The sequence below is a fragment of the Streptomyces sp. NPDC048420 genome (assembly GCF_040651535.1).
In the GTDB taxonomy this organism is placed as follows: Bacteria; Actinomycetota; Actinomycetes; order Streptomycetales; family Streptomycetaceae; genus Streptomyces.
Genome location: NZ_JBEZKG010000031.1, coordinates 61,955 through 88,253 on the forward strand (window position 1 = coordinate 61,955; position 26,299 = coordinate 88,253).

19 protein-coding genes are annotated in these 26,299 nt (G+C 70.3%); 5 read left to right on the forward strand and 14 right to left on the reverse strand.

Annotated features, from left to right (window positions below):
- The 3 genes from AB0D34_RS40010 to AB0D34_RS40020 all read left to right on the forward strand — a co-directional run bounded on the left by AB0D34_RS40010 (nucleotide 1) and on the right by AB0D34_RS40020 (nucleotide 5,571).
- Nucleotides 1–1,146 (forward strand): serine hydrolase domain-containing protein, encoded by a 1,146-nt coding sequence (locus tag AB0D34_RS40010; RefSeq protein ID WP_362671297.1) that lies wholly within the window; start codon nucleotides 1–3, stop codon nucleotides 1,144–1,146.
- A 48-nt stretch (nucleotides 1,147–1,194) separates the two neighbouring features.
- Complete coding sequence (locus tag AB0D34_RS40015; protein WP_362671299.1) at nucleotides 1,195–2,883, forward strand: CocE/NonD family hydrolase; 1,689 nt, start codon at nucleotides 1,195–1,197, stop codon at nucleotides 2,881–2,883.
- A 249-nt stretch (nucleotides 2,884–3,132) separates the two neighbouring features.
- Entirely contained in the window at nucleotides 3,133–5,571 is a 2,439-nt protein-coding gene (locus AB0D34_RS40020) for a SpoIIE family protein phosphatase (RefSeq protein WP_362671302.1), read from the forward strand.
- Nucleotides 5,572–6,280: 709 nt separating this feature from the next.
- On the opposite strand, the gene AB0D34_RS40025 is transcribed toward AB0D34_RS40020, so the two are convergent.
- The gene (locus AB0D34_RS40025) at nucleotides 6,281–6,970 is read right to left on the reverse strand and encodes a TetR/AcrR family transcriptional regulator (protein WP_362671304.1); all 690 of its coding nucleotides are present in this window, start codon (nucleotides 6,968–6,970) and stop codon (nucleotides 6,281–6,283) included.
- 172 nt (nucleotides 6,971–7,142) lie between these two features.
- Complete coding sequence (locus tag AB0D34_RS40030; RefSeq protein ID WP_362671306.1) at nucleotides 7,143–7,982, reverse strand: NPP1 family protein; 840 nt, start codon at nucleotides 7,980–7,982, stop codon at nucleotides 7,143–7,145.
- A 260-nt stretch (nucleotides 7,983–8,242) separates the two neighbouring features.
- Between AB0D34_RS40030 and AB0D34_RS40035 the strand changes: the two genes are divergently transcribed.
- Entirely contained in the window at nucleotides 8,243–12,052 is a 3,810-nt protein-coding gene (locus AB0D34_RS40035; protein ID WP_362671308.1) for a helix-turn-helix domain-containing protein, read from the forward strand.
- A 23-nt stretch (nucleotides 12,053–12,075) separates the two neighbouring features.
- Here the strand turns inward: AB0D34_RS40035 and AB0D34_RS40040 are convergent, their stop codons facing one another.
- The 8 genes from AB0D34_RS40040 to AB0D34_RS40075 all read right to left on the reverse strand — a co-directional run bounded on the left by AB0D34_RS40040 (nucleotide 12,076) and on the right by AB0D34_RS40075 (nucleotide 20,012).
- Entirely contained in the window at nucleotides 12,076–12,819 is a 744-nt protein-coding gene (locus AB0D34_RS40040; protein WP_362671310.1) for an SDR family NAD(P)-dependent oxidoreductase, read from the reverse strand.
- Nucleotides 12,816–13,604: an enoyl-CoA hydratase/isomerase family protein gene (locus AB0D34_RS40045; RefSeq protein WP_362671313.1), complete on the reverse strand. Its 789-nt coding sequence runs from the start codon at nucleotides 13,602–13,604 to the stop codon at nucleotides 12,816–12,818. The genes AB0D34_RS40040 and AB0D34_RS40045 overlap by 4 nt, the downstream gene beginning before the upstream one ends.
- The gene (locus tag AB0D34_RS40050; protein ID WP_362671315.1) at nucleotides 13,601–15,244 is read right to left on the reverse strand and encodes an AMP-binding protein; all 1,644 of its coding nucleotides are present in this window, start codon (nucleotides 15,242–15,244) and stop codon (nucleotides 13,601–13,603) included. The genes AB0D34_RS40045 and AB0D34_RS40050 overlap by 4 nt, the downstream gene beginning before the upstream one ends.
- Nucleotides 15,241–16,992: a CocE/NonD family hydrolase gene (locus AB0D34_RS40055; RefSeq protein ID WP_362671317.1), complete on the reverse strand. Its 1,752-nt coding sequence runs from the start codon at nucleotides 16,990–16,992 to the stop codon at nucleotides 15,241–15,243. The genes AB0D34_RS40050 and AB0D34_RS40055 overlap by 4 nt, the downstream gene beginning before the upstream one ends.
- 684 nt (nucleotides 16,993–17,676) lie before the next feature.
- Nucleotides 17,677–18,279 carry a DUF5994 family protein gene (locus AB0D34_RS40060; RefSeq protein WP_362671320.1) on the reverse strand — a complete coding sequence of 201 codons (603 nt, stop codon included), beginning with the start codon at nucleotides 18,277–18,279 and terminating at the stop codon, nucleotides 17,677–17,679.
- Nucleotides 18,280–18,426: 147 nt separating this feature from the next.
- Complete coding sequence (locus tag AB0D34_RS40065; protein ID WP_362671323.1) at nucleotides 18,427–18,774, reverse strand: hypothetical protein; 348 nt, start codon at nucleotides 18,772–18,774, stop codon at nucleotides 18,427–18,429.
- Nucleotides 18,775–19,052: 278 nt separating this feature from the next.
- On the reverse strand, nucleotides 19,053–19,604 hold the full coding sequence (locus tag AB0D34_RS40070; RefSeq protein ID WP_362671324.1) for a DUF5994 family protein: 552 nt from the start codon (nucleotides 19,602–19,604) through the stop codon (nucleotides 19,053–19,055).
- A gap of 156 nt (nucleotides 19,605–19,760) precedes the next feature.
- Nucleotides 19,761–20,012 carry a hypothetical protein gene (locus AB0D34_RS40075; protein ID WP_362671327.1) on the reverse strand — a complete coding sequence of 84 codons (252 nt, stop codon included), beginning with the start codon at nucleotides 20,010–20,012 and terminating at the stop codon, nucleotides 19,761–19,763.
- Nucleotides 20,013–20,161: 149 nt separating this feature from the next.
- Between AB0D34_RS40075 and AB0D34_RS40080 the strand changes: the two genes are divergently transcribed.
- Complete coding sequence (locus AB0D34_RS40080) at nucleotides 20,162–20,647, forward strand: DUF5994 family protein (RefSeq protein ID WP_362671329.1); 486 nt, start codon at nucleotides 20,162–20,164, stop codon at nucleotides 20,645–20,647.
- A gap of 156 nt (nucleotides 20,648–20,803) precedes the next feature.
- On the opposite strand, the gene AB0D34_RS40085 is transcribed toward AB0D34_RS40080, so the two are convergent.
- From AB0D34_RS40085 to AB0D34_RS40100, 4 genes are all read right to left on the reverse strand, one after another.
- Nucleotides 20,804–21,994 carry a N(5)-(carboxyethyl)ornithine synthase gene (locus tag AB0D34_RS40085; protein ID WP_362671332.1) on the reverse strand — a complete coding sequence of 397 codons (1,191 nt, stop codon included), beginning with the start codon at nucleotides 21,992–21,994 and terminating at the stop codon, nucleotides 20,804–20,806.
- A 369-nt stretch (nucleotides 21,995–22,363) separates the two neighbouring features.
- Nucleotides 22,364–24,751 carry a carbohydrate binding domain-containing protein gene (locus tag AB0D34_RS40090; RefSeq protein WP_362671334.1) on the reverse strand — a complete coding sequence of 796 codons (2,388 nt, stop codon included), beginning with the start codon at nucleotides 24,749–24,751 and terminating at the stop codon, nucleotides 22,364–22,366.
- Complete coding sequence (locus AB0D34_RS40095) at nucleotides 24,748–25,281, reverse strand: hypothetical protein (RefSeq protein WP_362671336.1); 534 nt, start codon at nucleotides 25,279–25,281, stop codon at nucleotides 24,748–24,750. The genes AB0D34_RS40090 and AB0D34_RS40095 overlap by 4 nt, the downstream gene beginning before the upstream one ends.
- A gap of 20 nt (nucleotides 25,282–25,301) precedes the next feature.
- A complete protein-coding gene (locus tag AB0D34_RS40100; protein ID WP_362671339.1) occupies nucleotides 25,302–26,258 on the reverse strand; it encodes a glycosyl hydrolase in 957 nt (318 codons plus the stop codon).
- Nucleotides 26,259–26,299 lie beyond the last annotated feature (41 nt).

The window sequence follows — 26,299 nt, forward strand, 5'->3', positions numbered from 1 at the left end:
ATGACAGCAGTACTGGTGAATGGCCACGTCTCCCGCGGCTTCGAGGCCGTCGCGGACGCCTTCGCCGACAACTTCCAACTCCGCGGCGACACGGCGGCCTCCTGCGTGGTGTACGCCCAGGGTGCACCGGTGGTGGACATCTGGGCCGGCCAGACCGCCCGGGGCGGCTGGACACCCGACGCCCGCACGGTCGTGTTCTCGGTCAGCAAGGGTGTCACCACCGTCTGTCTGCTGATGGCCGCCGAGCGCGGCCTGATCGACCTCGACGCCCCGGTCACGAAGTACTGGCCGGAGTTCGCCGAGAACGGCAAGGAGGCGACGACGGTACGGCACCTTCTCGCACACCGGGCCGGCCTGGTGGCGCCCGAGGCGGACCTGACGCTGGAGGATCTGCGTGCCTGGGAACCGGTGGCGGACGCACTGGCCCGTCAGACACCGGCCTGGGCCCCCGGGACGTCGTACGCCTACCACGCGCTCACGTTCGGCTGGCTGGCCGGCGAGGTGCTGCGCCGCGCCACCGGACTGCGCCCCGGCCAGTGGCTGCGCGAGCACATCGCCGATCCCCTGAACCTGTCGATGACGTACGGCACCGACCCCACCTCCGCCGACTTCCATCCCCTGGCGGACCCGCTGCCCAGCACCGACCCCGAGGCCATCGCCATGATGGCCGAAGCCCTTGCCGCACCCCTGGTCGAACGCTCCATCAGCCTGGGCGGTCTCTACGATGCCGCCCGGCTCACCCAGATCGCCGACACGCAAGCGTGGCTGTCGGTCGAGATACCGGCAGGCAATCTCGTGACCGACGCCCGCAGCCTGGCACGGCTGTACGCGGCCACGGTCGGCGAGGTCGACGGGGTCAGGCTGCTGGGCCCGGACATCGTCCGCGATGCCCTCGTGGTGCGCTCCGAGGGCCGCCCGTTCGTGGGCCCGGACGCGAACAGCGGCTGGGGGACCGGCTTCATGACCAGCTCCGCCCACCGGCCGATGATCGGCCCCGGCAGCTTCGGCCACGACGGCCTGGGCGGCTGCCTCGGCTTCGCCCACCTGGAGTCCGAGGTCGCCTTCGCCTATCAGACCGCACAGCCCGGTGCCCTCCCCGACGACCGCGCCAACGCGCTCAGCCGCGCCCTGCGCGACTGCCTGTGACGCCCGGGCTCCGCCGAACCACTCCACCGAAGAACCAGAGATCAGGCCATGACGACGACACTTCCACGTCCCACCGCACTGACACCCCCGAGCCTGACCACCCGCGCGGCGAACCGGCTATTGACGCGCCTGATGCGGTTGCCGGGCGCCCGATACGGTTACCGGGTCGAGCGGAACATTCCGACCCCCGCCCGCGACGGCGCCGTCCTGGTGACGGACCACTACGCTCCCGTCACCGACCGGCCGCAGGGCACGGTCCTCGTGCGTACACCGTACGGACGCGGCTTCCCGCATGACCTGGAGGCGAGGGTCTACGCGGACCGTGGCTATCACGTCGTGCTGCAGAGCTGCCGCGGCACGTTCGGTTCCACCGGAGACTTCTATCCGATGGCGAACGAGGCGGACGACGCCCAGGACGCGGTGGCCTGGCTGCGGACCCAGCCGTGGTTCGACGGACGGCTCGCGACCGCCGGAGGATCCTATGTGGGCTGGACCCAGTGGGCCCTGCTCATGGACCCGCCCGCCGAACTGCGCACCTCCCTGATCGCCGTGGCCCCGCACGACATGCACGACGCGGCCCACGGAAGCGGAGCGTTCCGTCTGGGTGACTTCCTGTCCTTCGCGGAGATGGTGGTCAACCAGGAAAGGTTCCCCGGGCTGCGGGGTGTGCCGCGGATGCTCACCCTGAACCGGCGGCTGGCCCCGGTCTTCGGTGCCCTCCCGCTGGCCGATGCGGCCGACGAGGCGACAGGGCACCATGCGCCGTGGTTCCAGGAATGGCTGACCACCCCGGAGCGCGACGACGCGGTGTGGGACCGGCTCAAACTCGGCGACGCCCTTGAGCGGGTGAACGTGCCGGTGCGGCTCACCGCCTGCTGGCAGGACCTCTTCCTCGACCAGACCCTGCACCAGTACGAGTCGCTGCGTGCCCGTGGGGTCGAGGTCTCGCTCACCGTCGGCCCGGGGACCCATCAGGAACTGGGCCAGAAGGGCATGGGAGGTCTGCTCCGCGGCAATCTCGAATGGCTGGAGACCCACCTCGCCGACGAAGCGCCGACTCGCCCGCGGTCCGTATCCCCCGTCGAGGTGTACGTCACCGGTCAGGGCGCCTGGCGACACCTGGCCGAATGGCCACCGGCGGCGGGCGAGACCGTGCGCTACCTGCAGCCGGGCGGAAAGCTTCTGGCCGACGAACCGACCGGTGGCGCGCCGTCCACGTACGTCTACGACCCGTCGAACCCGACGCCGACCCTCGGCGGCCCGCTGCTCACCCTCGACGGCGGAAGCAAGGACAACGCCAAACTGGAAAGCCGCCCCGACGTGCTCACCTTCACCACCGACACGCTGACCGCGCCGGTGGAGATCATGGGAACACCGGTCGTCGAACTGGCGCACACCAGGAGCAACCCGCACGCCGACGTCTTCGTGCGGCTCTGCGACGTCGACCCCAAGGGCGTGTCCCGCAACTTCGCAGAAGGGCTCCTCCGCCTGGATCCCACTTCGCCCCTCGACCAGGTGCAGACCGTGCGTGTGCGGCTGGACGCCTGCGCACACGAGGTCAAGGCCGGACACCGGATACGTCTGGTCATCGCCGGCGGCTCCCACCCCCGGTACGCACGCAACGAGGGCACCGGTGCGACGCCCGGCACCGGAACCGGGCTGCGGCCGTGCACACACACCGTCCACCACGGCACCGGCGCGGTCTCCCGCGTGGTCCTGCCGACGCCCTTCGAGTGAGAACCGGGCGCCTTGCCCGGGCGCCCGGACCTTCTCGAAGTCCTGGCTCTGCGCAGCCCAGCGCCGTCGCCAGGGCCGCAGGGCGGGTCACGACCGTCGCACTTCGCACATGATCAGCCACCCGACCGCTCCTCGGGCAGAGCCGCAGGATAGGGCGATAATGGCTTAGGTCCTGCGATTCGCCGCCCGAGGTACGCGGACCACGGATCACAGGCCGGTGCAGTCTCCGCGAGAGCGAGATGAGCGATCATGGACCAGCGCATCGCCGCTGACCGGGTGGCGCGGCCGCTCGCAGAGCCGGTCGACGAGGCGCTCACGGCGCGCGTCACCCTCGATGAGCACGCCACAGTGACCGGGTGGAACGCAGGCGCTGAGCGCCTGCTGGGGTACTCGGCCGCGCAGATCGTGGGGCGAACGGCGGCCGGTCTGCTGGCTGAGCCGATCCCGGTGGAGGACCTGCGCACCATCGAGGAGCTGCCGAGATGGCATGGGAAGGTCTCCGTCCGGCACCGTGACGGCCATCGGCTGGAGATCAGGGTCCTCGCGCACCACCGGACACCGGAGACCGGTACCCGCGAGTGGTTCCTGGTCTCCGCCCTGACCAGTAAACAGCCTCAGCCGGCCGACGAAACCCTAGTGAGCCGGAGCTTCGCGCAGTCCCCTTCCTGCGCGCAGGCGCTCTACGACACCGGGCTCCGGGCGCGGTGGGTGAACGAAGCCATGGAACGGGCCTTGGGCCTCACCAAGGACGACCTACTCGGCCTGCGCACCGCCGAGGGCGTGGACGGGCCGGTCGGTGAGCGGGCTGAGCAGGGCATGCTGCGGGTGCTGGAGACCGGGGAGCCCGAGTATCAGGAGAACTTCATGCGCGCCGGCGGTGAAACGCGCGAGCACGCCTGGTCGGTCGTCCTGTCGCCACTGCGGGACCAGATGGGCCAGGTGCAGGGTGTCTGCCTCACCGCGCACGACATCACGGAGCAGTACTGGGCCCGCAAGCGGCTCCAGCTGATCGCCGAGGCCGGCGGGCGCATCGGCACCACGCTCGACGTGATGCGGACGGCGCAGGAGCTGGCGGACGTGACGATCCCGCAACTCGCCGACTTCGTCAGCGTCGAACTGCTGACCTCCCTCGACGACCTGCACGGGGAGCGGGCCCCGGAAGGCGGGACGGCGGCCGGTCCTCTCCTCCTGCGGCGCGTCGCCCACCAGTCCGTGACCCCGGGCATCCCGGAGGCGGTCGTCGGCCTGGGCGATGTGGACGGGTATCCGGAGCACTCCGCTCCGGTCGAGAGTCTCCGGTCCGGACGGGCCTCGCGGCACGAGATGACCGACGCCGCGATCGCCGACTGGGTCGCCGACGACCCGGCCCGGGCCTCCCGGGCCCGTGAACTCGGCGTCCACTCGGTGATGACGGTGCCCTTGTCGGCACGCGGTACCACTCTGGGTGTCGCCGTCTTCTACCGCTACCACCACCCCGAGACCTTCCAGCAGGACGATCTGGTGCTGGCCGAGGAACTGGTGGCCCGGGCGGCCGTCTGCATCGACAACGCCCTGCGTTACACCCGTGAACGCGGTACGGCGGTGACGCTGCAGCGCAGCCTGCTGCCGCAGGGGCTGCCCGAACAGGCGGCGGTGGAGGTCGCCTCCCGTTACCGCCCGGCCGGCGGGCACGCCGGCGTGGGCGGGGACTGGTTCGACGTGATCCCCCTGTCCGGGGCGCGGGTGGCCCTGGTCGTCGGCGACGTCGTCGGCCACGGCCTCCACGCCTCCGCGACCATGGGCCGTCTGCGTACGGCCGTACGCACCCTCGCCGACATCGACCTGCCTCCCGACGAGCTGCTCACCCACCTCGACGACCTGGTGGCCCGTCTGTCCACCGAGCAGGAGAGCGCCCAGTCGGCCGGCCGGTCCCCGGAGATCGGCGGCGAGGTCGGTGCGACCTGTCTGTATGCCGTGTACGACCCGATCTCCCGGCGCTGCTCACTCGCCAGGGCCGGACATCCGCTGCCGGCCGTGGTGAGCCCCGACGGCACCGCTGAACTCGTCGACCTCCCGGCCTGCCCTCCGCTGGGGCTGGGCGGCCTGCCCTTCGAGGCGGCCGAGATCGACCTGCCAGAGGGCAGCCTGCTCGCCCTCTACACCGACGGCCTGATCGAATCCCGGGACCGCGACATCGACGACGGCCTCAACCGGCTCTGCCACCTGCTCACCCGGCCTACGCCCTCCCTCGACGCCCTGTGCGACATGGTGCTCGCCGATCTCCTGCCCCAGCGCCCGGCCGACGACGTCGCGCTCCTCCTCGCCCGCCCCCACGCACTCGACACCTCCCAGGTCGCCACGTGGGAGGTCTCGGCCGATCCCTCCGCCGTCGCCCAGGCTCGCAAGGACGCGGTGGCACAGGTCGAGGCCTGGGGGCTGGACGACGCCGCGTTCGTCACCGAGCTGGTCGTCAGCGAACTCGTCACCAACGCGATCCGGCACGGGGAACCGCCGATCCAACTCCGCCTGATCCATGACAAAACCCTCATCTGCGAGGTCTCCGACGGCAGTAACACGGCTCCCCACCTCCGCCGCGCCCGGACCTACGACGAGGGCGGCCGCGGTCTGCTCCTCGTCGCCCAGCTGACCCAGCGCTGGGGCACCCGCCAGAGCGCCCGGGGCAAGACCATCTGGGCGGAACAACTTTGAGCCGGTCCCGCGCGGGCCACTTCTGACCTGCGGCCACATTTTTCTCCTCATCGCCTGGCGCGACGTGGTGACGAGCGGACGCCTCGCCCCGATACCCCAGGACATCGCCTGACCGCACGGCTCCGGCGCCTCCCGGCTCTGTGCCGACCTGGACGGCTGCCGCCGGCGATCGAGCTGGCCGCGTCCCGGCTGCGGACGCTCACCGTGGAGCAGGCGGTGGCCCGGTCCCGCAGGAGCTCGACCGCCTCCTCCGGCACCGACAGCGGCGGTACGACGAGGACATGCTCGCATAACGCGTACCTCAGGAGCGGCCGACAGCAGCGCCTGGGCCAGCTCGGCGCAGGCGTCGACCAGATGCTCGCAGTTGTCCAGCACGATCAGCGCCCGGCGCCCGGCCGGATACCCCGTGAGCTGGTCCAGGGCGGGCCTCGCGCCCAGTTCCGGCACACCGAGCGCCGCCGCGGCGGCGTCCGCCACGGGCCGCCTCGAGCGCCAACCGGGTCTTGCCCACGCCACCCATTCCGGTGAGGGTCAGCAACCGCGCCGGACCGAGGACACGTCGGATCTCGGCGATGAGGTGCCGTCGGCCCACGAAGCTGGTGAAGGCCACAGGCAGATTGCCGGCCTCCGAGATCATGCATCCTGTTCGGGGCAAGCTGCCGGTCGGCCACGCGCCGACAAAACGGGCGGGCGACCGAGTCGGAGGGCCTTACCTGGAAGCCGGGACCTGATGCGCGGGAGGGAGGGCCGCTGCGGAGGAGGACTCGGACGCGGCCTGCCCCGAACTGAGCCCGTCCAGCAGGAGGTCACCGAGCTCGGAGAAGGCGTCGCCGGCGGTCAGGCCGGTGCTCTCCAGAAGGGCCCCCGACTGGACGGCGTCGATGGTCACCGCCACGACCTGGGCGGCGAACTGCCCGTTGAGCGCGCGGAAGACGCCGGTCCGCACGCCCTCCTCGATCAGTTCATGGACCCGTTGCGCGGCGGCGGCGGAGTTCTTGCGGTAGATCTGCGCGGTCGGTTCGTAACCGACCATGTCGTCGTAGAAGGCGTTGGAGTGGCGGCGCATGGCGGTGCCGACGCCGTTGAGGTAGACCCGGATGCGCTGCCTGGGGTCGGGCTCGGACTGGACTGCCTTCTCGATCTCGGCGGTCGCGTCCCGGAAGAAGGCGCGGGTGACCGCCAGTACGAGCTGTTCCTTCGTGGAGGCCAGGCTGTACAGCGTCGCCTTGGAGCACTCCAGCCGTTGGGCGAGCTCGTCCATGGTCACCGCGGTGAAGCCTTCGGCCAGGATGATCGCCTCGGACTGGCGCAGCAGTTCGTCACGCCGACGGGTGTCGACGACCCGCCTGCGCGTCGTTCGGCGCGGGCGGCGGTCACGCGAGTCAGTTGGGGCCGTCACCGCAGCAGTCTCCCATGGGCGTCTTCGCCGGAAGCGGCGGGTGGTCGTCCGAGCCGGAAGGTTGATCCTGGCGAAAGGGTACTAGGGTACCGCATAACGTACCCGCGCTGGTGGCTGACATGAGCGAACGGCCCGCAGGGTGTGAGGCGCCCGGCGGGCCGTTCGCGGGCCGTCAGCCGGCGCCGTACGGGTCGAAGGGGATGTTGGCGGCGGCCTGCTTCTTGGCCCTGCTGAGCTCCAGTTCGAAGCGGCCGTCCTTCAGTGGGAAGTTGGCGTCGCCCCAGGTGGCGTTCTGCATCCGGGCCTGGAGGTCCACACCGTTGTTGCCGGCCGGGAACCTGGTCCAGGTGACCAGGCGCGGGAAGTCCCAGCCGCCGTCGCCCCAGGCCTCCGCGACCTCGCCCGCCCCGGCGAATCGGAACACATGGGTGGAGACGCCGTCCTTGTGGTAGACGACCTTGAGGCGGACCCCGTCCCTGGGGACGGCGCTGAACTGCGAGGTCGTGTAGTCGCCGTGGTGGGAGACGGACGCGTAGTCGGGTGTGCCCGAGCCCTGCCGCACCCAGATCACCGCGGCCTCCCAGTCGTGGCGGTGTGATGTGGCGGTGCAGTCGGCGCAGCTCATGTCCTTCTCGAAGTACAGGGTGTAGATGATCCCGCACCAGCCGTTGTTGCACTTGGCCCGCGAGTAGGTGTTGGCGTTGCCGAGGTGGCCGGTGCGGCACTGGCCGGTGATGGACCCGCTGTCGTCGAGGCCGCCGTTGAGGTTGCCGTTGATGTCGATGGCGGCGACCGGGAGGCAGCCGTCCGTGTCGTAGTCGAAGACCGGCTGGAACGTCCTCTGGAACGTGGTGGTGCTCTCGGGCAGCGGGGTCAGTACGCCGGCGTGTGCGCTGCCGGTCAGTCCGACGGTCAACGCGGCGGCGCTGACCGCGACGAGCGCGGCACGGCCGAGGCGTCTGAGAAGGGACGTGCCGTGCCTCTTGGTGCGGCTCATGACTGCGTGGGGCATCAGCGGTTTCTCCACTTGGTCTGCGTGGGGGGTGCCGGTGATCCGGCTTGGCCCAACAAACGCTGACGAGTAGGGAGTTGATGCACACCTGCTTTCACCAGGGCAATCAATCCGGGCGAGCGGTGGCCGGTTGTTCGGCGGCGTGTCCCTCGGCTGTCATCAACGCCACACTCCGTGCGGCCAGGGTGTTGGTGCTTGAAAGTACAAGCTATTTTGATGGCGTGCACCGTGAAGATCGTTTTCGCCTGATCTCAGTGTGAATGGGTGGACCTGTGGGACGTCCCGAGAGGCCCGTTGACCCGGCTGCCGGTCCTGTGCAGCAACTTGCCCATGAGTTGAGGGAGTTGCGCAGGGCGGCCGGTAGTCCGTCGTACCGGTCCATGGCTGAGGAGGCGGGGTTCGCCGCGACGACGCTGTCGCAGGCGGCGGCCGGGGAGCGGCTGCCGTCGCGGGCCGTCGTCCAGGCCTATGTGCGTGCCTGCGGCGGCGACACCTGCGACTGGGAGAGGCGCTGGACAGAGGCCGAGGCGGCGGTCGCGGCGGCTCCGGTCCAGGACGAAGGGGACGGGCCGGCACCCTACCGGGGCCTTGCCCGGTTCGAATCGGACGACCACGAGCTGTTCTTCGGCCGTGACCGGGCCCTGGCAGAACTCTGTCGGATGGTGTCCACCCACAGGTTCGCGGCCGTCCTGGGTGCCTCCGGCAGCGGCAAGTCCTCGCTGTTGCGGGCGGGGTTCCTCCCACACGCCGAACAGGAGGTGGCCGAGAGCGGGGGAGTGGTGCGGATCTTCACACCCGGAGCCCGGCCGGCCGAGACGTACCGGCATCTGCTCACACCGGCGAAGGGCGAGCCGGAGAGCTGGGTGGTGATGGACCAGTTCGAGGAGGTCTTCACCCTGTGCCAGGACGAGCGGGAGCGGGTCCGCTTCATCGACCTGCTGCTGACCGCCCACGACCCGGCATCCCGGTTACGGGTGGTCATCGCCGTACGCACCGACTTCTACCCGCGCTGCGCCGAGTACCCGGAACTGGCGGACGCGCTGCGCCACGCCAGTCTGCCGGTCGGCCCGATGACCGCGGACGAGCTGCGGGACGCGGTGGTGAAACCCGCGCTGGCGGCCGGTGTCCTCGTGGAGCGGTCGCTCACCACGACGATCGTCGAAGAGGTGCAGAGCCGTCCCGGCGCGCTGCCGATGCTCTCGCACGCCCTTCTGGAGACCTGGCGGCGACGCAAGGGCCGCATGCTGACGACGGCCGCGTACGAGGCGGCCGGGGGACTGAACGGCGCGATCGCGACGACCGCCGAGGAGGTGTACGGGCAGATGTCCGCACCTGAGGCCGCCGTCGCCCGTCTGCTGCTGTTGCGGCTGGTCGAGCCGGGGAGGGGCACCGTCGACACCGGCCGCCCGTGCACCCGGGCCGAGCTTCAGGAGTGCACGCAGGCCGAGACACCGTCGGTGGTGGAGAAGCTGGCCCGCGCCCGGCTGCTGACCGTCGACGAGGAGAGCGTCCGGTTCGCCCACGAGGCGCTGATCACCTGCTGGCCCCGGCTGCACGGCTGGGTCGAGCAGGACCGCGAACGCCTGCGCCACCACCGGCGGCTCACCGAGGCCACCCGCGCCTGGCTGGAGCACGACCGCGACACCGGCACCCTTTTCCGGGGCACCCGACTGGCCCGTGCCGAGGAGATGTTTCCCGATCACCAGGACGACCCCGCTCTGGGAGTGGTGGAACGGTCCTTCCTCACGGCCGCGTTCGAAGCCCGCGAGGAGGAGAACCGGGCCGCCGCCCGCTCCACCCGACACTCTCGCTTCCTGGTCGGCGCCCTCTCGGCGGTCCTCGTGGTGGCGCTGGTCACCGGCCTGACCGCCTGGCGGCAGCATGACCACAACCAGCGGCAGAGCACGCAGTACACCGCTCGCCGGATCGCCGCCGTCGCGGACGGCCTGCGCACGACCGACCCCCGCGCCGCCCTCCTCCTCGGTGTCGCCGCCTGGCGCATGGCCCCCCTCCCCGAGACCCGTCGCGCCCTCCTCGGCTCCCTGGTCCAGCCCGAGTCCGACTCCTTCAGCGATCCGGCCTCGGGATTCCGCTCCCAGCGCTTCCTGGCCGACTCCGGCCGCACCCTGCTCAGCGTCGACGACCGCGCCTGGCAGACCTGGAACCTCGGTACCCGCCGCAGCACCGGCTCCGGCCACCTCCCCGAAGGCGAGGTCCTGGCCGCCGGCCCCGACGGCCGCGTCCTGGCGATCTCGGGAGGGGACGGGCGGGTACGGCTGTGGGACATGAGGGCCGGCCGATGGATGGCCGGTACGCCGCTGGCACCGGGGCGGGAGGGGATCGCTTTCGGGTCGAGTGGGCGCAGCTTTGTGGTGGGCGAACCCGGTGCGGGCGGCGGAGACTCGGATGGCGGCTCCGGCTCCCGCGCAGACGTCGTACGAGTGCGGGCCACGGCCGATGGTGCCGTGCTGTTCGAGACGCGGGGGGCGACCCCGGCGAACGTGGCGCCGAGCGGTGACGACCGGTTGGTGGTCGTCTGCCCGACGGGGAAGGCGCCGCAGGTCCGGCAGGTCGGCGGAGGGCGGGCACCGCGCGGGGAGTGGGAGCGGGCCCAGGGGCTCTGCGGTGCCGACTCGGCGGTGGTCTTCGGGGCCGACGGACGGTTCGCAGTCGTTGCCGGGGGCCGGGTGCGGGTGTGGGACGTCCGTACCGGTCTCCGGGTCGGAGAGGTCCGTGACCCGGGTGTGCGGCACGCGTCGTTCAGCAGGGACGGCGCGTTCCTGGCGACGGCGGGCACCGCCGACGAGATCAGGGTGTGGCGGCTGTCCGCCCCGGCCGCCCCCGTCCGGCGGCACCCTCTCAACAACCAGCACCCGCACGGCGGCCTCGCCTGGGACCCCGGCCTGCCGGTGCTGCGCTACCTGGAGGGCGGCACCGTCCACACCCTTGACCTGACGACGACCGTCACCGCCGCCTGGCGAGAACGCCCCATGGACGGCGTACTGCTCAGCCCCGACGGCCGCCACTTGGCCACGGCCCGACCCACGACCGACGGCTACGTCTTCGAACTACGGGCCACCGCGAACGGCCGGCTCGTCCGCGCGCTCCCGCCCTCACCCCCGCCGATCGCCGAGGGCGCACGGGCCGGGACACCGCTCGCACCCGCGGCCACCGCCCCCCAGATGGCCTTCAGCCCCGACAGCAGCCGGTTCGTCTACGGCGTCACCGTGCCCGGCGGACGGGCCGCCCCCCAGCGGTTCACCGTCTGGGACCTGACCCGCGACCGTGAACAGAGCACGCTGGACCTGGGGTCGACCCAGTCCGGCACGGCGGTGACCGCGCTCGCTCTGACCTCCGACGGCCGCGTTCTCTTCACCACCCGCACCCCGCCCGGAGGCGAACCCGCGAACGAGATGTGGGACACCACCACCCGCCGGCGGACGGAGTTGCTCACTGGCTCCGGCCTGGTCAGCGCGCGCCTCGCGCTCAGCCCTCGCAGCGAACTGGTCGTCGGCGACAACCGGGTGGCCCGCGGGACCACCGACAGCATCGTCGCCCTGGACCTGGTTCAGGGCGACCGCATCAGCGCGCTGGCGTTCAGCCCCGACGGCAGCCGCATGGCGGCGGGCGATCGGACCGGCCGCGTCGCCCTGTGGGACGGGGACCTGCGCCGCCGCGCGGGCGTCCTGCGCAACGTCTTCCCGGCCCCGCTCGGCGGCGCCCCCGAAGCGGTGAGCGCCCTCGCCCTCAGCCCCGACGGCCGTACCCTCGCCGTCGGCGGCGACGTCGGCACCATCCAGCTCTGGGACACCACCACCCAACAGCCCCTCGGCGGCCCCCTCCCCACCCCCGGAGAGCCCATAGCCTCCCTCGCCTTCAGCCCGGACAACACCACCCTCCTCGTCGCCGGCGGTCACGTGCCCCTCCGCCGCTACACGGTCGACCCGAGCCGTGCCATGGCTCAGATCTGCGCCCGCGCGGGCGACATCGACCTGACGAGAGCGGAATGGAGCACTCACGTACCTGACGCGCCGTACAGAAGGGTGTGTGACCGACCGGGCCTGTTGTGACGGACCTGCGTCCCTGCCCTGGCTTACCGGATCGAGGATCCGATGGAGATGCCGCCATCGACGTCGAGGACGACTCCGGTGATGTAGCCGGCGGCCTCGCTCGCGAGGAAGGCCGCGGCTTCGGCGATGTCCTCAGGTCGCCCGGTGTGGCGCATGGGGATCTTGTGGGTGAGTTTGTCGCGTGCGGGGCCGTTCATGGAGGCGAGCATGGGCGTTTCGATGAGGCCGGGTGCGATGGCGTTGGCGGTGATGCCGTGGCGGGCGCCTTCGAGGGCGAGGGTGCGGGTCATGCCGACGATGCCCGCCTTGGCGGCCACGTAGTTGGTCTGGCCGAAGTTCCCGCGCCAGGACATGGAGGAGAAGCTGACGATACGGCCGTATCCCTGGCGTTTCATGGGCGCGAAGGCGGCGCGGGCGCAGTGGAAGCCGCCGGTGAGGCTGACGTCGATGACGGCGTGCCAGTCGTCGTCGGTGATGTCCTCGACGCGGTTGTCGCGGATGATGCCGGCGTTGTTGACCAGCACGTCGAGGCGGCCGAGGTCGGTGGTGACACCGTCGATCCAGGCGTTGACCTGGGCCGAGTCGGTCACGTCCACCTTGTCGGTGCGGACGCTGGTGATGGTTTCGGCGGCGTCGGTGAGGGCCTGTTCGTTGACGTCGGCCATCGCGAGGGTGGCGCCCTCGGCGGCGAACCGGGTTGCCATGGCGAGGCCGAGACCTTGTGCGGCCCCGGTGATGGCGACGACGCGTCCCTGGTAGCGATTCACTTGCTGTCGGCTTTCGTGGTGGGGGGAGTGAGGAAGGCCCGCAGGGCGTCGGCCACCGAACTCGCCGGCCAGTTGTCGGCGAAGGTGGCCAGTTCCTCGCGCAGGGCGTGTTCGGGGGCCAAGCCGTCGATCCGGTACAGGAGTGTCTTGAGGCGTTGCTGGGCGGGGCTGTGGCGGTCGGCCAGCTGGTGGCAGATGCGGGTGGCGGTGGCGTCGAGGTCGGCCTCGGGCACGATCGCGCGGATCCAGCCGGTGTGGGCGAAGGCGGTCGCGGGCAGCAGCTCGCCGGTGAGCAGGAGCCAGCGGGACAGACCCCGCCCGACCGCGCCGGGCAGCCGTACGCTCGACCCGCCGGCCGGTACCAGGCGCCGGTTGAGGTGGCCGTCGCCGATGAGGGTGGTGTCGGCGGCGACCACGACATCGCAGGCCAGGGCGAGTTCGAGGCCGCCGGCGACGGCGTGACCGTGCAGCACGGCGACCCAGGGTTTCGGGCTGGCCGCGATACGGGTGAAGCAGGCGGATACGTCGGTCAGGAAGCCGACAGGGTTGTGGCCCTCGTCGTGCAGCTGGAGGAACTGATGGAAGTCGCCGCCGGCACAGAAGCTCGGACCCTTGCCCGACACCGCAACGACCGCGGTGCCGGGGTCGGCCTCGGCGCTGGTGATCTCCTTGTCCAGGGCCTCGACGAGGGCGATGTCGAGGGCGTTGCGGCGCTCGGGGCGGTTGAGCAACAGCCGACGGACGGGGCCGCGTTGCTCGACGATGAGGGGGTCGGAGTCGGTCACGGTGCCTCTCGTCCGGCGAGTTCGGTGCGTCGGCGTTTGCGCAGCAGATAGCGCTGGGTCTTGCCGCTGGGCGTCTTGGGCAGGGCGTCGATGAAGTGGATCGAGCGCGGGTAGGCGTGGGCGGCGTAGCGGGTCTTGACCAACTGCTGGAGTTCGGCGGCCAGTTCCGGTGAACCCTCGGCGCCGTCGCGGAGGACGACGTACGCCTCGATGACCTCGCCGCGGACGTCGTCTGGTGCGCCGATCACGCTGCACTCGGCGACCGCCGGATGCTGGGCGAGGACGCTCTCGATCTCGAACGGCCCGATCCGGTAACCGGCCATGATGATGACGTCGTCGTCTCGGGAGGAGAAGAAGAAGTCACCGTCGGAGTCGACGCGTCCGGCGTCGCCGGTGAGGTAATAGCGGCCGTCGGGGGTGAACTTGGAGCCGCTCTGCCCGGGGACCTGGTAGTCGCGGAACGTCATCAGTGGGCTCGCCCCGACGTCGATCGCGACCCGGCCCAGCACGCCAGGTCCGGCGACCTCGTCCTTCTCGTCGGCCAGGACGGTCAGACTCCAGCCGGGCACCGGGCGGCCCATCGATCCGGTCTTGAGCGGGCGGGCGAGTTCGCGGTGGTGGTGGTTGGCCAGGGGCATGCCGATCTCGGTCTGGCCGAAGTGGTCGTGCACGGCCAGGCCGAGCGCGGTGGCGGCCCACTCGTTGACCTCGGGGGTCAGGGGCTCACCCGCACTGGATGCCCGTTCCAGCCGCAGCCCCTGCGGTACCGGCACCGACGAGGAGCGCAGTCCGCGGTACACGGTGGGGGCGGCGGTGAAGTCGGTGACCCGGTGGTCGAGGAGGGTGCGCCAGGTCGTCTCGGCGGAGAACCCGCCGGTCAGCAGGAGGCTGGGGACGCCGGCCGTCAGGGGAGCGACGATGGCGGAGTACAGCCCGTAAGCCCAGCCCGGGTCGGCGGCGCACCAGTACCTGCTGTCCCGGGTGACGCCCAGGGCGTACTCCAGGTAGACCTGCCATCCCGCGATGTAGGAGACGGGGTGGATGACGCCCTTGGGCTTGCCGGTCGTGCCCGAGGTGAACATGTGCACCAGCGGGCCGCCCCCGCTGGTGGTGACCGGCGGCACCGGCTCCGGTGAGGCGGCGGCGACGAGGTCGGCCAGCATCAGGTCACCGCTGGGCGCGGCCGTTCCGGTGACGATGACGCGGCGCCGGGGGTCGTCCGGCATGTCGGGGCCGGGGTCGAGTTTGTGACGCTGATCGGGGTCCACGACCACCACGTGCGCACCCGCGCCCTCCAGACGCAGGGCGATGGCCTGGGGCGCGAACGCCGTGAACAGCGGGACATAGACCGCGCCGAGCCGCCAGATCGCCAGGATGACGGTGACCAGGTCGGTGCCCTTGCCCATCAGGGTCGCCACCCGGTCACCCGGACCGACGCCAAGCCCCTGCAGCGCCCGGGCGTACCGGTGCGAGTCCGCGGTGAGCTCGCCGTACGACAGCGTGGACGCCTTGCCGTCGCTGTCGACGACTGTGAACGCTGTCTGGTCGGCGGGGTGCCGGTCGCACAGCAGATGGGCCACGTTCAGGGAGGGGGCCGCGTAGGTCGCGGTCAGCTCGGTGACGCGGTCGGCGGCGCTCACGCCTGGTCCTTGCGGTCGATGACGGGCAGCACCAGGCGGCTGGGGTGTTTCGGGCCGTGGTGGATGTGGTTGATGGCGGGGATCATCTGCTCCTCGCCCTCTCGGGCGATGACGCCGCCGGTGTTGGTGTTGCGGTCGTAGCGCGGGAAGTTGCTGCTGGAGACGTCCACGCGGATGCGGTGACCGGGAAGGAACACGTTGGAGGTGCCCGTCATGTCCACGGTGATCTCGTAGACCGTGCCGGGCTCCATCAGCTCTTCCGTGGCGAGGCCGCCCCGGTAGCGGGTGCGCAGGATCCCGTCGCACAGGTTGATCGCCTTGCCGTCGGGGAAGACGTCGACGAGCTTGGCGGTGAAGTCGGTGTCCACCGCCGACGAGGAGACGTGCAAGGTCAGGCTGACCGGGCCGGTGACCTCAACGGCCTCGTCGAGCACGGGAGTTGCGAAGCACAGGACGTCCTCGCGGGCGGCGACCGTGCGCTGGTCGACCGGGCCGCAGAACCCCGGGGTCGTCGGCATGGACGCCCCGCCGGCCGAGGGGACCGGGCGGCGCGGGTCGTAGAGGTAGGTCTCGTGCCCGGCGTCGGTCGGCGCCTCGGTGGTCAACATCCCGTCGCCGTCCGCGGTGTTGGCGCGACCGGTGCTCGTGAGGTGGAAGGCGGTCCACCGCGTGTCGGGCAGCGGCCAGTCCTGCTCGTCGCGCCACTGGTCGATGCCCATCACGAAGATCTTCACCGGGGCCACGCCGTCCAGGGCGGTGGTGTCACCGCGCAGCCAGCGGTCGAAGAACTTCACATGAAGGTCGGTCAGGCCCATCAACCGGGCACCGGCCGGCGGGCCGAAGGAGCGGTCGCGATAGACGCCGTCCCCGGCGGGGCCGTGGTCCCACGGGCCGATGATCAGCCGCTGCCCGTCGCGCGCCTCCGCGCTGCCTGCCTTCTGGCGGGCGGTGGTGTAGGTGCGCAGGGTCTGCCCGATGTAGAGGTCGTACCAGCCGCCGATGTTCAGCGCCGGGACGGTGACGTTCTTGAGCTCGGGCGTGAGCTCCATGGCATCCCAGTACGCGTCGTGGGAGGGGTGGGCCATCCAGTCGTCCCACCACTTCCCGTACTCCCTCAGGACCGGGACCTCGGCCGTCGGCAGCACGTCATTGAGTGACTCGTGGGCCAGGGCCGCCTGACCGAGCTGCTGCAGCTGGGGCAGAGTGTCCTCGCCGAGGGCCAGGGACCGCTGCGCGTCAGCCGCGTACATCATGGCGTTCCACATCGTGACCAGGCTCAGTGAGAGGGCGCCGCCCGGGCCGTACCAGGGCGCCTCGTAGTTGTCGATCGAGGTGATGGCCGGTGCGATCGCCTTGAGGCCGGGGACGCCGGTCACGGCGGTCTCCCACTGGACCATCCCGAGGTAGGAGCCTCCGTACATGCCCACCGTGCCGTCGGACCAAGGCTGTTCGGTGATCCAGGCGACGGTGTCCTCGCCGTCGTGGCGGTCGGCCATGTGGGGCACGAACTCGCCTTCGGAGCGGTGGGTGCCGCGGCAGTCCTGCATGATCAGCGCGTACCCGGCCTCCAGCAGGGCCTGAATGTCGGGCATGAGCGCATGGCCGACGCCCATCATGACGTCCTTGCCGTACGGCAGGCGTACGAGGAGCGCCGGGGCCTGCCCCTCGACTGGATGCCACACGTTGGCGGCGAGGGCCACGCCGTCACGCATCGGAACCCGGACGTCTATCTCGTATAGGTGCTGCATCGGTGCTCCTCGTCGAGCCTCGGCGGCGTTGCCTGGAGGTGGGTACGTTAAGAGGTACGTTCGTACCCTGTCAATTACCGCGCGAGGGTGGCCACCCGCTGTTCGCCTCGCCCGGCTCGGGTTCTGGGGCAAGGGGTTCTTCACCCTCGCGATCCTCGCGGTCGTGATCACCACCTGATCCTGATCACCTGCGGGGTCCTGGATGGCGACTCCGACTCGGTGGTGCCTGTGATCGTGTTCTACCTGCTCGCGCACAACGTGAACGGCCTCGGCGCCGGCGCCCTCAAGTCGGACAGGCGCCCGACCGGCGACACCGTGCCCGCCCCGCTGAGCCCGCGGTCACACCGGCGATCACCGGCTCGAAACCGTCGGGTCCGTCAGGGCGTTGACGTCCGCAGGTTCCTGGTCAGCAGCGTGCGACCGGTGACCTCGTCGAGCACATCGCTCCTGTACGTGGCCACCGCGGCGGCCTTCGGGCGGTGGAGTACTTCACCTTGTCCGGCGCGCCCCCGTCGCGGGGGTCCCGTCGCTCGCCGGAGGTCGACGACTGGGCAGGGGGCGCTGTAGCGGTGCACGGCGATTCCGTTGGCGTGCTCGATGTTGAGCCGGTGGATCACGTAGGCCGCCGCTGCGATGAGGACGATGACCGCGGCAGCCGTCAGGGAGGCGTTCGTGGCGGCCGCCTCACATACCGACGATCAGGCGACTGGTCCGACTGGTCCGACTGGTCCGACTGGGCTGGTGTGGGACGGTTGCGGACACCGAGGCGCCGCCCTCGTACTCCCATGCCTCGTCCGGGCCCAGTGGCTCGTCGGTCGCCAAGACGCCGTGCCGGGCCTCGTCCGCGGCGATGAGCGCGCTCGCGGTCAGTGGCGGTCCGTCGTAGTCGGACGCGGCAGCCATCAGCCGGGCCGCCGATTCCGCGCCGGTTTCGGGCGGGATGATCAGCAGGTCCCAGCGGCCGGTGCCGTACGAGAGCAGCAGCAGCTTGTGCGGGTCGATTTCCGGGGTGAACCAGCCGACCTTGACGATGTGACCGTCCACGGGAACCTGGCGCGGGATGACCGGCCAGTGCTCGGGGTTGACGGCGATGCGCGTGATGCGGCCCCACAAGGGGTCCAACACGTCGGTCAGCGCGGGCAGTTCACTCAGCAGATCCCGGGAGCGGGGCCACCAGGCACCATCCAGGAGGCCACGGGAGGCGCCGTCCCTCTTCAGGGCGAGACGCGCGGTCGGGGGTGCGACGGGCTCGGGGTGCGGCAGGGTTGGGTGCAAGGTCGCCGACATGATGCGGACCCGTCTCCGGGCCGCCTCTGCGGCGGCCCGGGTTTCATCTCTCGCCGAGAACGACCCGGCGTGGAAGCCGGTGTGCGAAATGCCCTCGGTACTGTCGACACTACTCCGCGCTCGGCCGCGACGCGGAGGAGTGGCCGCCTAGAGGTGGAGCAGTCTCTGGGTGATCTCCCGGTACTGCCTCAGCGCGAGCCGGAGTTCCTCGGACTGCGTCCCGGGATCCCGGTCCTGCCAGCCGGCGCGCAGGAGCCGCCGTCGCTCCGCGAGGGCGTTCACGAGCTGGGCGATGGCTGCGTCATAGGCGCTCTCGGCCTCTTCCAGCGCCTCGAGCGGGGTGTCGGCGAAGGTGTTGAGGGCGTGCCGGAGGCGCTGGACGATCTTGTCCTGTTCGTCCGACGGGAGCAGCGGCTCCGGGCTCGGGCTACGGCGTCCGGCCGGGCCAGGAGTCTGACCGGCCGGCTGCCGGGCGCGTGTCTGGTCGTACATCATCGGGGGCCACTTCCGTTCCGCCTGAAGGCGTCCTTGGTCTTCTCCGCGGCCTGTTTCAGGCTTCCGGAGACGCGGTCGTTCATGCCTCGGCGCTGCAGTCGCCTGTTGCGGGTGACCCGGCCGAGCTCTTGCTGTGGGTTCTCGCGGGGGCCGGGCGAGGCGGAGCGGCGGAATGTTCCGCCGCGTGTTCCGCAGGTGCATGGCCCGACACCCTGGGCCTCTCCGCCTCCGGCGACGGTCCGTGTCAACGCGGTGGCCACGCGATCCGGGCCGCCTCGTTACGGCCGGGGCGGCGGCGCATATGGCCGCATCTCCGCCCCCGGCCGGTCGGGCCCTCCGGTGTCGGCGGCGGCCGATGTGGAGGGGGCGTCGACCAGTTCGGCCGTCAGGAGAGCGGTCGCGGTCGATTGCGGGGTGGTGCCCGCGCTCGCGGCGGCCATCAGCCGGGCGGCCGATGGGGCGCTGACCTCCGGAGGTATCACCAGGAGGTCCCAGGGGCCCGACGTTCCGGACAGCAGCAGGATCTTGTGCGGGTCCAGCTCCGTGGTGAACCAACCGACCTTGACCACATGGCCGTTGGCGAAAATCCGGTGCGGGATGACGGGCCAGTAGCGGGGGTTGACGGCGATACGGGTGATCCGCCCCCACAGCGGGTCCAGTACGTCGGCCAGCGCGGACAGTTCGTCGCTCAGGTCACGGGAGCGGGGCCACCAGGCGCCGTCCAGCTCGACCTGCCCCGGCGAGGGGCTCACGGATTTGAGGGCGAGGCGTGCGGACGGGGCCCTGAAGGGCACGGTACGCGCCGAAGGATGGTCGGTGATCGCGGACATCGCGCGAACCCGTCTCCGAACCCCTGCGCGTGCGCAGTTGTCCGGTGCCGTTGCTCACCAGGAACGACACCGGTATCGGGGCCGGTGCGCGAAGTGCTCCCGATGGGTTCACGCTACTCCCCGAAGAGGCCGAACGGACCGCTCCCGGAGATCCCCTCACTTCCGGCGGCCGTCCTGGCCCGAGGAGCGGCTGGTCTCCAGCCAGGACCGCGCCGGTTCTGCCGCGCTGGTGGTGTCCACGGTGAGCTCGAGGCGGGTCCCTCTCTCGGTGTCCGCGGGATGGCTGCGCTGTTCTGTGGTGGCGAAGCAGTGACGGAGAACCTCCGCGACCCGACGGGCGACCTCGGGGGAGGCGGAGACGATACGTACGTCGGCGTGTCCGTCGGGGGGAGTTTCCTGGGGCTGCATGACGACGGTTCCCTCTTGGACATGGATCCGTGGACTGGATCTTTCACCCTGCTCCGGCCCGTGTGACCAGCGAGCTTTCCGACTGCTGCGGGCTGCGGAGTACCGTGAAACGAGGAAGTGACTCCATCTCTCGCAGACAGGCGGGTGTCATGTCCGACTCCGGTACCCCGCGTGTGACCAGGCTCCTGCCCGACGCCGTCCACCAGGCGGTGAAGCCGGGGACGGCTGTCGTACGGCTACAGACCACGCATGACCGGCAGGGCGTTCTCGACGGGGCGTGGTGGCCGTGCTCCCGTGATATCGCAGCCGAACTTCCCGCCCTGATCTCCGCGCTGACCGAGTTCCTAGGGCCGCTCACGCGCGTCGGCCTGGACGCCGCAGCCTGGGACGCGCTGCCGACGCGACTGCTCGTCGACGACCGCGTCGTCCGCATCGACTCCTTCCCGGTCGGCGACGACACCGTCCTTGTCACCAGGGGCGATCAGGACTACTTCTCCCTCCTCGTCATCCCGCCGCACGCGACGCCCGAGGCGGCACGCACCGCGATGGCTGAAGCCGTCCGCGCCGACAACATCACGCAAGCCGAACAGATCCTCATCAACACCGGTACCGACCGGGCAACGCCGAAGACTTGACGCCGGTCGCGAGCTCGGACGGGCGCAGGTGGGCCAAGGCAGTCCCCGGCGCCCCGGGCGGTCCGGATCCGGACCGGGTCTGCGCTGACAATGAAGATCTACTCCCCGACTGGCCCCGCGGGATTCGCGTCCGTGACGTGCTCGTGGGACCGAGTGTTACCCACAGTCCGGGTTCCGCGAACCGGCACCTGCATTTTCGTGGGCGTGCGGGTACTTCGCGGTGCGGTGCTGGAAGGCGAGCACCTTGGGGTTCTGGACGACGCCACGGCGGATCTCGATGGCGTGCCGGATCGTGTCGTCGGCGTCCCAGCCGTCGGGGCCCTGGAGCACGACGTCCAGATAGGGCAGGAGGGCCTCGCTGTTCTCCCAGGTCGAGGAGTTCCACAGGTAGGACGGGCTGTGGTCCACCGCGTAGTACCCGACGTGGTCGCCGACGGTGAACATCGGGTCGGTGAAGGTGGTGGGCCGGGCCCAGTCGAAGCCCATGCCCTCGTCACAGGAGACGTCGATGACCAGGGTGCCGGGGGCCAGCTTGGGCAGGTCCTCGCCTATCAGGAACATCAGCGGCGCGTCGGTGTCCTGCAGTACGCAGTTGACGATGATGTCGTGCTCGGCGAGGAACTCGGCCAGTGGCAGCGGGCCGTCCTCGGTGAGGGCGACACTGCGTCGCGGGTCGAGGGTGTCGTCGGCCTTGTCGTGGTCGAAGTGGACGATCCGCGCGGAGTGGATGGGGGAGCTGACGGCGGTGACGCCACGCGCGGTGAGCACGTCGACGTCGTGCACGCCCAGGGCGCTGAGCGCGGTCACCGCGCCGCGGGCGGTCGCGCCGAAGCCGATGACGACCGCACGCTGCCGCCGCCCGTAGTCGCCTGTCACGCCGGTCAGTTGCATGGCGTGCAGGACCGAGGAGTACCCGGCCAGCTCGTTGTTCTTGTGGAAGACGTGCAGGTTGAAGGCGCCGCTTCGGGTCCAGTGGTTCATCGCTTCGAAAGCGATCAAAGTCAGCCGCCGGTCGATGGCGATCTGGGTGAGCCTCTCGTCCTGGACACAGTGCGGCCAGCCCCACAGGACCTGGCCCTCGCGCAGTTCCGCCAGGTCCTCGTGGAGCGGTTTGGCCAGCAGGATGACATCGCAGTCGGCGATGAGTTCCTCGCGTGAGCGGAAGCCCGCGACGAGCGGGGCGAGCCGGCTGTCCGGGACGCCGAAATGCTCTCCGTAGTTTTCCTGGAGGTAGATGCGCTTGCGGAGACCGGCGTCGATGCGGTCGAAATGAGCGGGGTGAACGGGCAGACGGTGCTCGTTCTCCTTGCGGGTCTGCGACATGATTCCGAGCGTGAGCTGCTGCAAAATGCCCCTTTGGTTACTCCCTGTCTAGCACACCGGGGCAAGCCGGCAGCCGGCCACGACGGCCGGGAGCCGGATCCGGGCGAGGGCTGAAGACGCTACGGCCCGACGACAAACAGCAATTCCCGTGAGAACGTTCGTCGGAGGATGTCCGGCACCACGCAGATGAGAAGGCCGATTGGGCTGTCCCGTCACCGACGTGCGCAACGTCGACCCTTGCTGGCAGCACGACAACTTCGAGAAGAACGTCGTGACCGTGGGCAAGCCCGGCGATCTGGCCGCGACCGACTCGACCGACGTGCGATCCAGACGTTGGAAAGCGCGTGGGCGTCCCGCACGATCCAAGACCATGCGGGACGCCCACGCTGCCCGTCACTGCTGGGTCAAGGTCACCTCGTCGCAGTAGCCGTCGCCGCTTCCGGAGACGAGGTGGCAGTAGATGCGGGCGGAGGTCACGCCCGCGCCCGTGGTGAAGGTCGTCGACTGCTTCGAGTAGGTGCTCGACGTGGTCGAGGCACTCGTGACAGCGGTGCCGTTGTAGAGCTTGGCCTCCAGTGCGGTCGTGGTGCCGGCGGTCTGGCTCGCGAGGGAGCCGGTCAGCCGGTAGGTGGTGTTCGGCGTGAGGCCGGTGACGATCTGGAACAGGGAGCCTGAACTCAGGGACACGTTCGTCAGCCCGGCCGCGTTGCCATTGGCCGCCGTGCCCGTGAGCGAGTAGTCACCGTTGCGCCAGGGCACGGTGTGGCCGGACTCGAAGTTGCCGTTGATCGCGTAGTTCCTGACGGGGGTGACGGCCAGGTCGTCGCAGTAGCCGTTGCCCGTGCCCGAACTCTTGTAGCAGTACAGCCGTACCGTGCTGTTCGTCGCCCCGGTGGTGAAGTCGGCGGAGACGAACGTCCACGAGGTGCCGCTGGCGCTCGCCACCGTTTCCAGACCACCGGTGTTCTTGACACCGACGTTCATGACCTCACCGGCGACAGCGGACTTCACCCAGCCCGAGACCCGGTACGTCGTGCGGGGCGCGACGGGGACGTACTGCTCGACGGAGGCCGGCGAGGGACCGACCCGGGCCGCGTAGGTTCCGCTGTGGGCGCCCGAGTTCACCACCGAGGCGGAGTTCCACGCGCTCCACGCCGTGAGCGATCCCTTCTCGAAGCCGAGGTTCTCGTTCGCGAGGCAGGTCGCGTCGGAGGGCGTGCTGAACTGGTCGGCGCCGATGTCGGGTGCGCAGGTCGAGGGGACAGCCGATCCCCAGTAGTCCTTGCCGCCGTTGTCGGGGATGACGACCCCCGCGCCGATGGCCGGAGAGGACGACGAGCTGATCTGGTAGCCCGCGACGCTGCCGATGCCGGTGCCGCCGCTGCCGGGCGAGGCCAGCAGGGGATCGCCGGTGATGTTCCCGTTGCCGGTCGGCTCACTGGCCGGGTGGTTGCCGTAGAAGAGGTTGTTGCGCCAGGCGAAGTTCGAGGCCGGCTGGGCGGTCGTGTAGACGTAGCCGCCGCTGCCCAGGTTGTAGATGAGGTTGTTGGCGAGCGTGAGGTCGTTCCAGGCGCCGGAGACCTCGAAGACGTTCGCGGTCGACCCCGAGGGGATGTAGATGGTGTTGTTGTAGAACTTGGAGTCCTGCGAGCCGAGCATGTTGACGACCCGGAGACGGTCGTCCTCGCTGACGTTGTAGCGGACCACGGCGTTGCTGCTGAGGCGTGACCCTCCGCCGCAGCCGCAGAAGAGGATGAACCCGCCCTCGTTGTCGTGGCTGTAGTTGTACTGGACGATCGTGCCGTCCTGCCCGTAGTCGACGTCGAAGCCCTGGCCGTCGGGGTTCCCGGTGAGCTTCTTGGTCCCGTAGGCCTCGTTGTACTGGATCACGGTGCCGTCGGAGTCCCAGGCCCAGATGCCCGCGTTCGCCGCGTTGGGGGCCTTGGCCGCGTTGTAGACGACGTTGTGCTCGATGAGGGCGTCCTTCGACATCTGGACGACGATGCCGTCACCGTCCGTGTCGTGGACGGTGTTGTTGTGGACGACGACGCCGGTCCAGGGCGTCCAGGCCGGGTTGTTGCAGCCGATGGACGGCCGGCAGAGCCAGGTGCTGGACATGTTGATACCGCTGCGGGCGATGTTGGCCACGGTGTTGCCGTCGATGTCGACGTCGTTGAAGGCGCTGGGCGTCGTGGTCCCGAGAACGGCGAAGAGTATGCCGGCGCTGCCGTCGACTTCCTTCGAGTTGTTGCCGTTCACGTCATGGATGTTGAGGTTGCTGACCTTGTAGTGGTCGCCGGTGCCGTAGTTCTCGAGCACCACGTACACACCGCGCCGCGCGTTCGCGCCCTTCACGGCCCCGGTGTTGGTCACCTCCAGGTCGGAGATCTCCCAGTACTCCTGGTTGTACAGGTAGATGGCGTCCGTGCCACCGCCCCCGGCGATGACCGGCAGGGCGCCGGTGCCGTAGGCGCTCATGGTGATCGATCCGCCGGCCGCGCTGCCCGAACCCAGGGGGTGCAGCAGACCGGTGCAGGTCGTGCCCCGCTTGAACAGCAACTGGTCGCCGGGGGCGAACGTCGTCGCGTTCGGGCCCGCCAGGGAGTTCCACGGCGAGGAGGAGGTGCCGGTCCCGTTGGACGCCGCCGAGCAGTCCACGTAGTAGGCCGTGCCTGCCGCGTGGGCCGGCGTGGCCGGGGTCAGGGCCACTGCGGCGCAGGCGAGCAGCATGGTGACGACCGCGCCTGCGAACAGCCGTCTTATCTCTGCGACTTGTCTCATGATGCTTCTTTCCGTACGACGTTGTCGGAAGGGGTGGAGGGGCTCGCCGTGACCTTGCGGAGCGCGGCGACGATGGCCTGCGTCGGAACGGTCTGGTTCGACCATGCGGCGACGACGTGGCCGTCGGCTCCGATCAGCAGGGTGTGGAGCTGTCCGTCCGTGGGCAGTTGAGCGCCCACGGAGGCGGAGTCCGCGGCGACGACGAGCGCGGTCGGGAGGGCCCAGTTCGCCGCGAAGTTCTGGAGAGCGGAGTCGGTCGTGTGCCCGTCCGAGTCGGTGACGAGGACCCGGACCTCGGGGTACTGAAGGGCCACGCTCTTGAGCGAGGGGATCTGACTGCGCGCCGCCGCCGCGTGGACGTCGCCCTGGTCGCCGATGGGAAGGGCCGAGACGACGGTCGGGCCGGAGAGGGAGATCCGGTGCCCGTCGAGCAGGGTCACACCGGAGTCCGCCGGCGCTTCGGCCCGGCACGCGGTGGCGAGCAGGAGCGCGGCGACGAACGGGATCATCCCTGCGCGACGGGCCCTCACGGACACCTCCCGGATCGCGGTCACCGGCCCGGCCCTTCGAGCGGCAGGATGGGTGCTTCCAGCGTCTCGTCGCGGTCGCACACGAGGGTGTCCCCGCTCACCCGCAGGCGGGCGACCTGGATCGAGCTTCGGCGGTCGTCGTGGTCGCTGTGTCGTCGTCCAGGGCCGGCGTCGGATCGTCCGGGATGGGTGAAGTAGAAGACGAACGCGCCGAGTTCGCTGGTGACGACATCGGCGTGGAAGCCGTACGAGCCGTCGTCGGGGCCATGGCCGGGGCGGTCGAGGACGAGTCCTCGCGGCTCCCATGTCTCCAGGTCCCGCGAGTGAAGCACGCGCAGGCCGTGCCACTCGTCGACCAACATCCAGTAACTGCCGTCGAGCTCGAAGACGTTGGGGCCTTCGTGCTTCGAGCACTCGACCGCGGGTCCCCGGACGGTCCACCGCGTCAGGTCGTCACTGTCCGCCGCGTAGGTGTGCGCGTCGTCGGCCTCGTCCTTGTACCACATGCGGTAACCGCCCGTGGGGAGCCGCAGGACGCAGGCGTCGATCACTCTGTCCGACGACAGCGACAGGGTGGAGCGGTAGGTCCAGGAGAAGAGGTCGTGGCTCGTGTAGTGGCGGATCACGCGTGCGTGGCCCGCCCACTGGGTCGGAACCCCGCGGATCACAGTGACGAACATGTGGTAGTCGGTTCCGTCGTCGACGATCTCGGGGGCCCAGTAGGTGTGCCGCCCCGGCTCGGTGTCCAGCCCTTCGGCGACTCCGCGGTACAGCCAGGAGGCCCCGCCGTCCGAGGAGGAAGCGATCCCGATGTCGCTCCCGTGCACCCAGCTCACGTCGTCCATGGGCGGCGCGTCGGCGCGACGGCTCGTGTAGAACATCCACCACTCGCGGGCGTGCCGGTTCCAGATGACGGTGGGGTCGGTCGCGCCGTCGTGCACGGGGTCTCGGAACAGGGGTCGGGCAACGGCTGTCATCGGTTCTTCCCAGGAGTGAGTACGAGGTCGGTTCGTCGAGG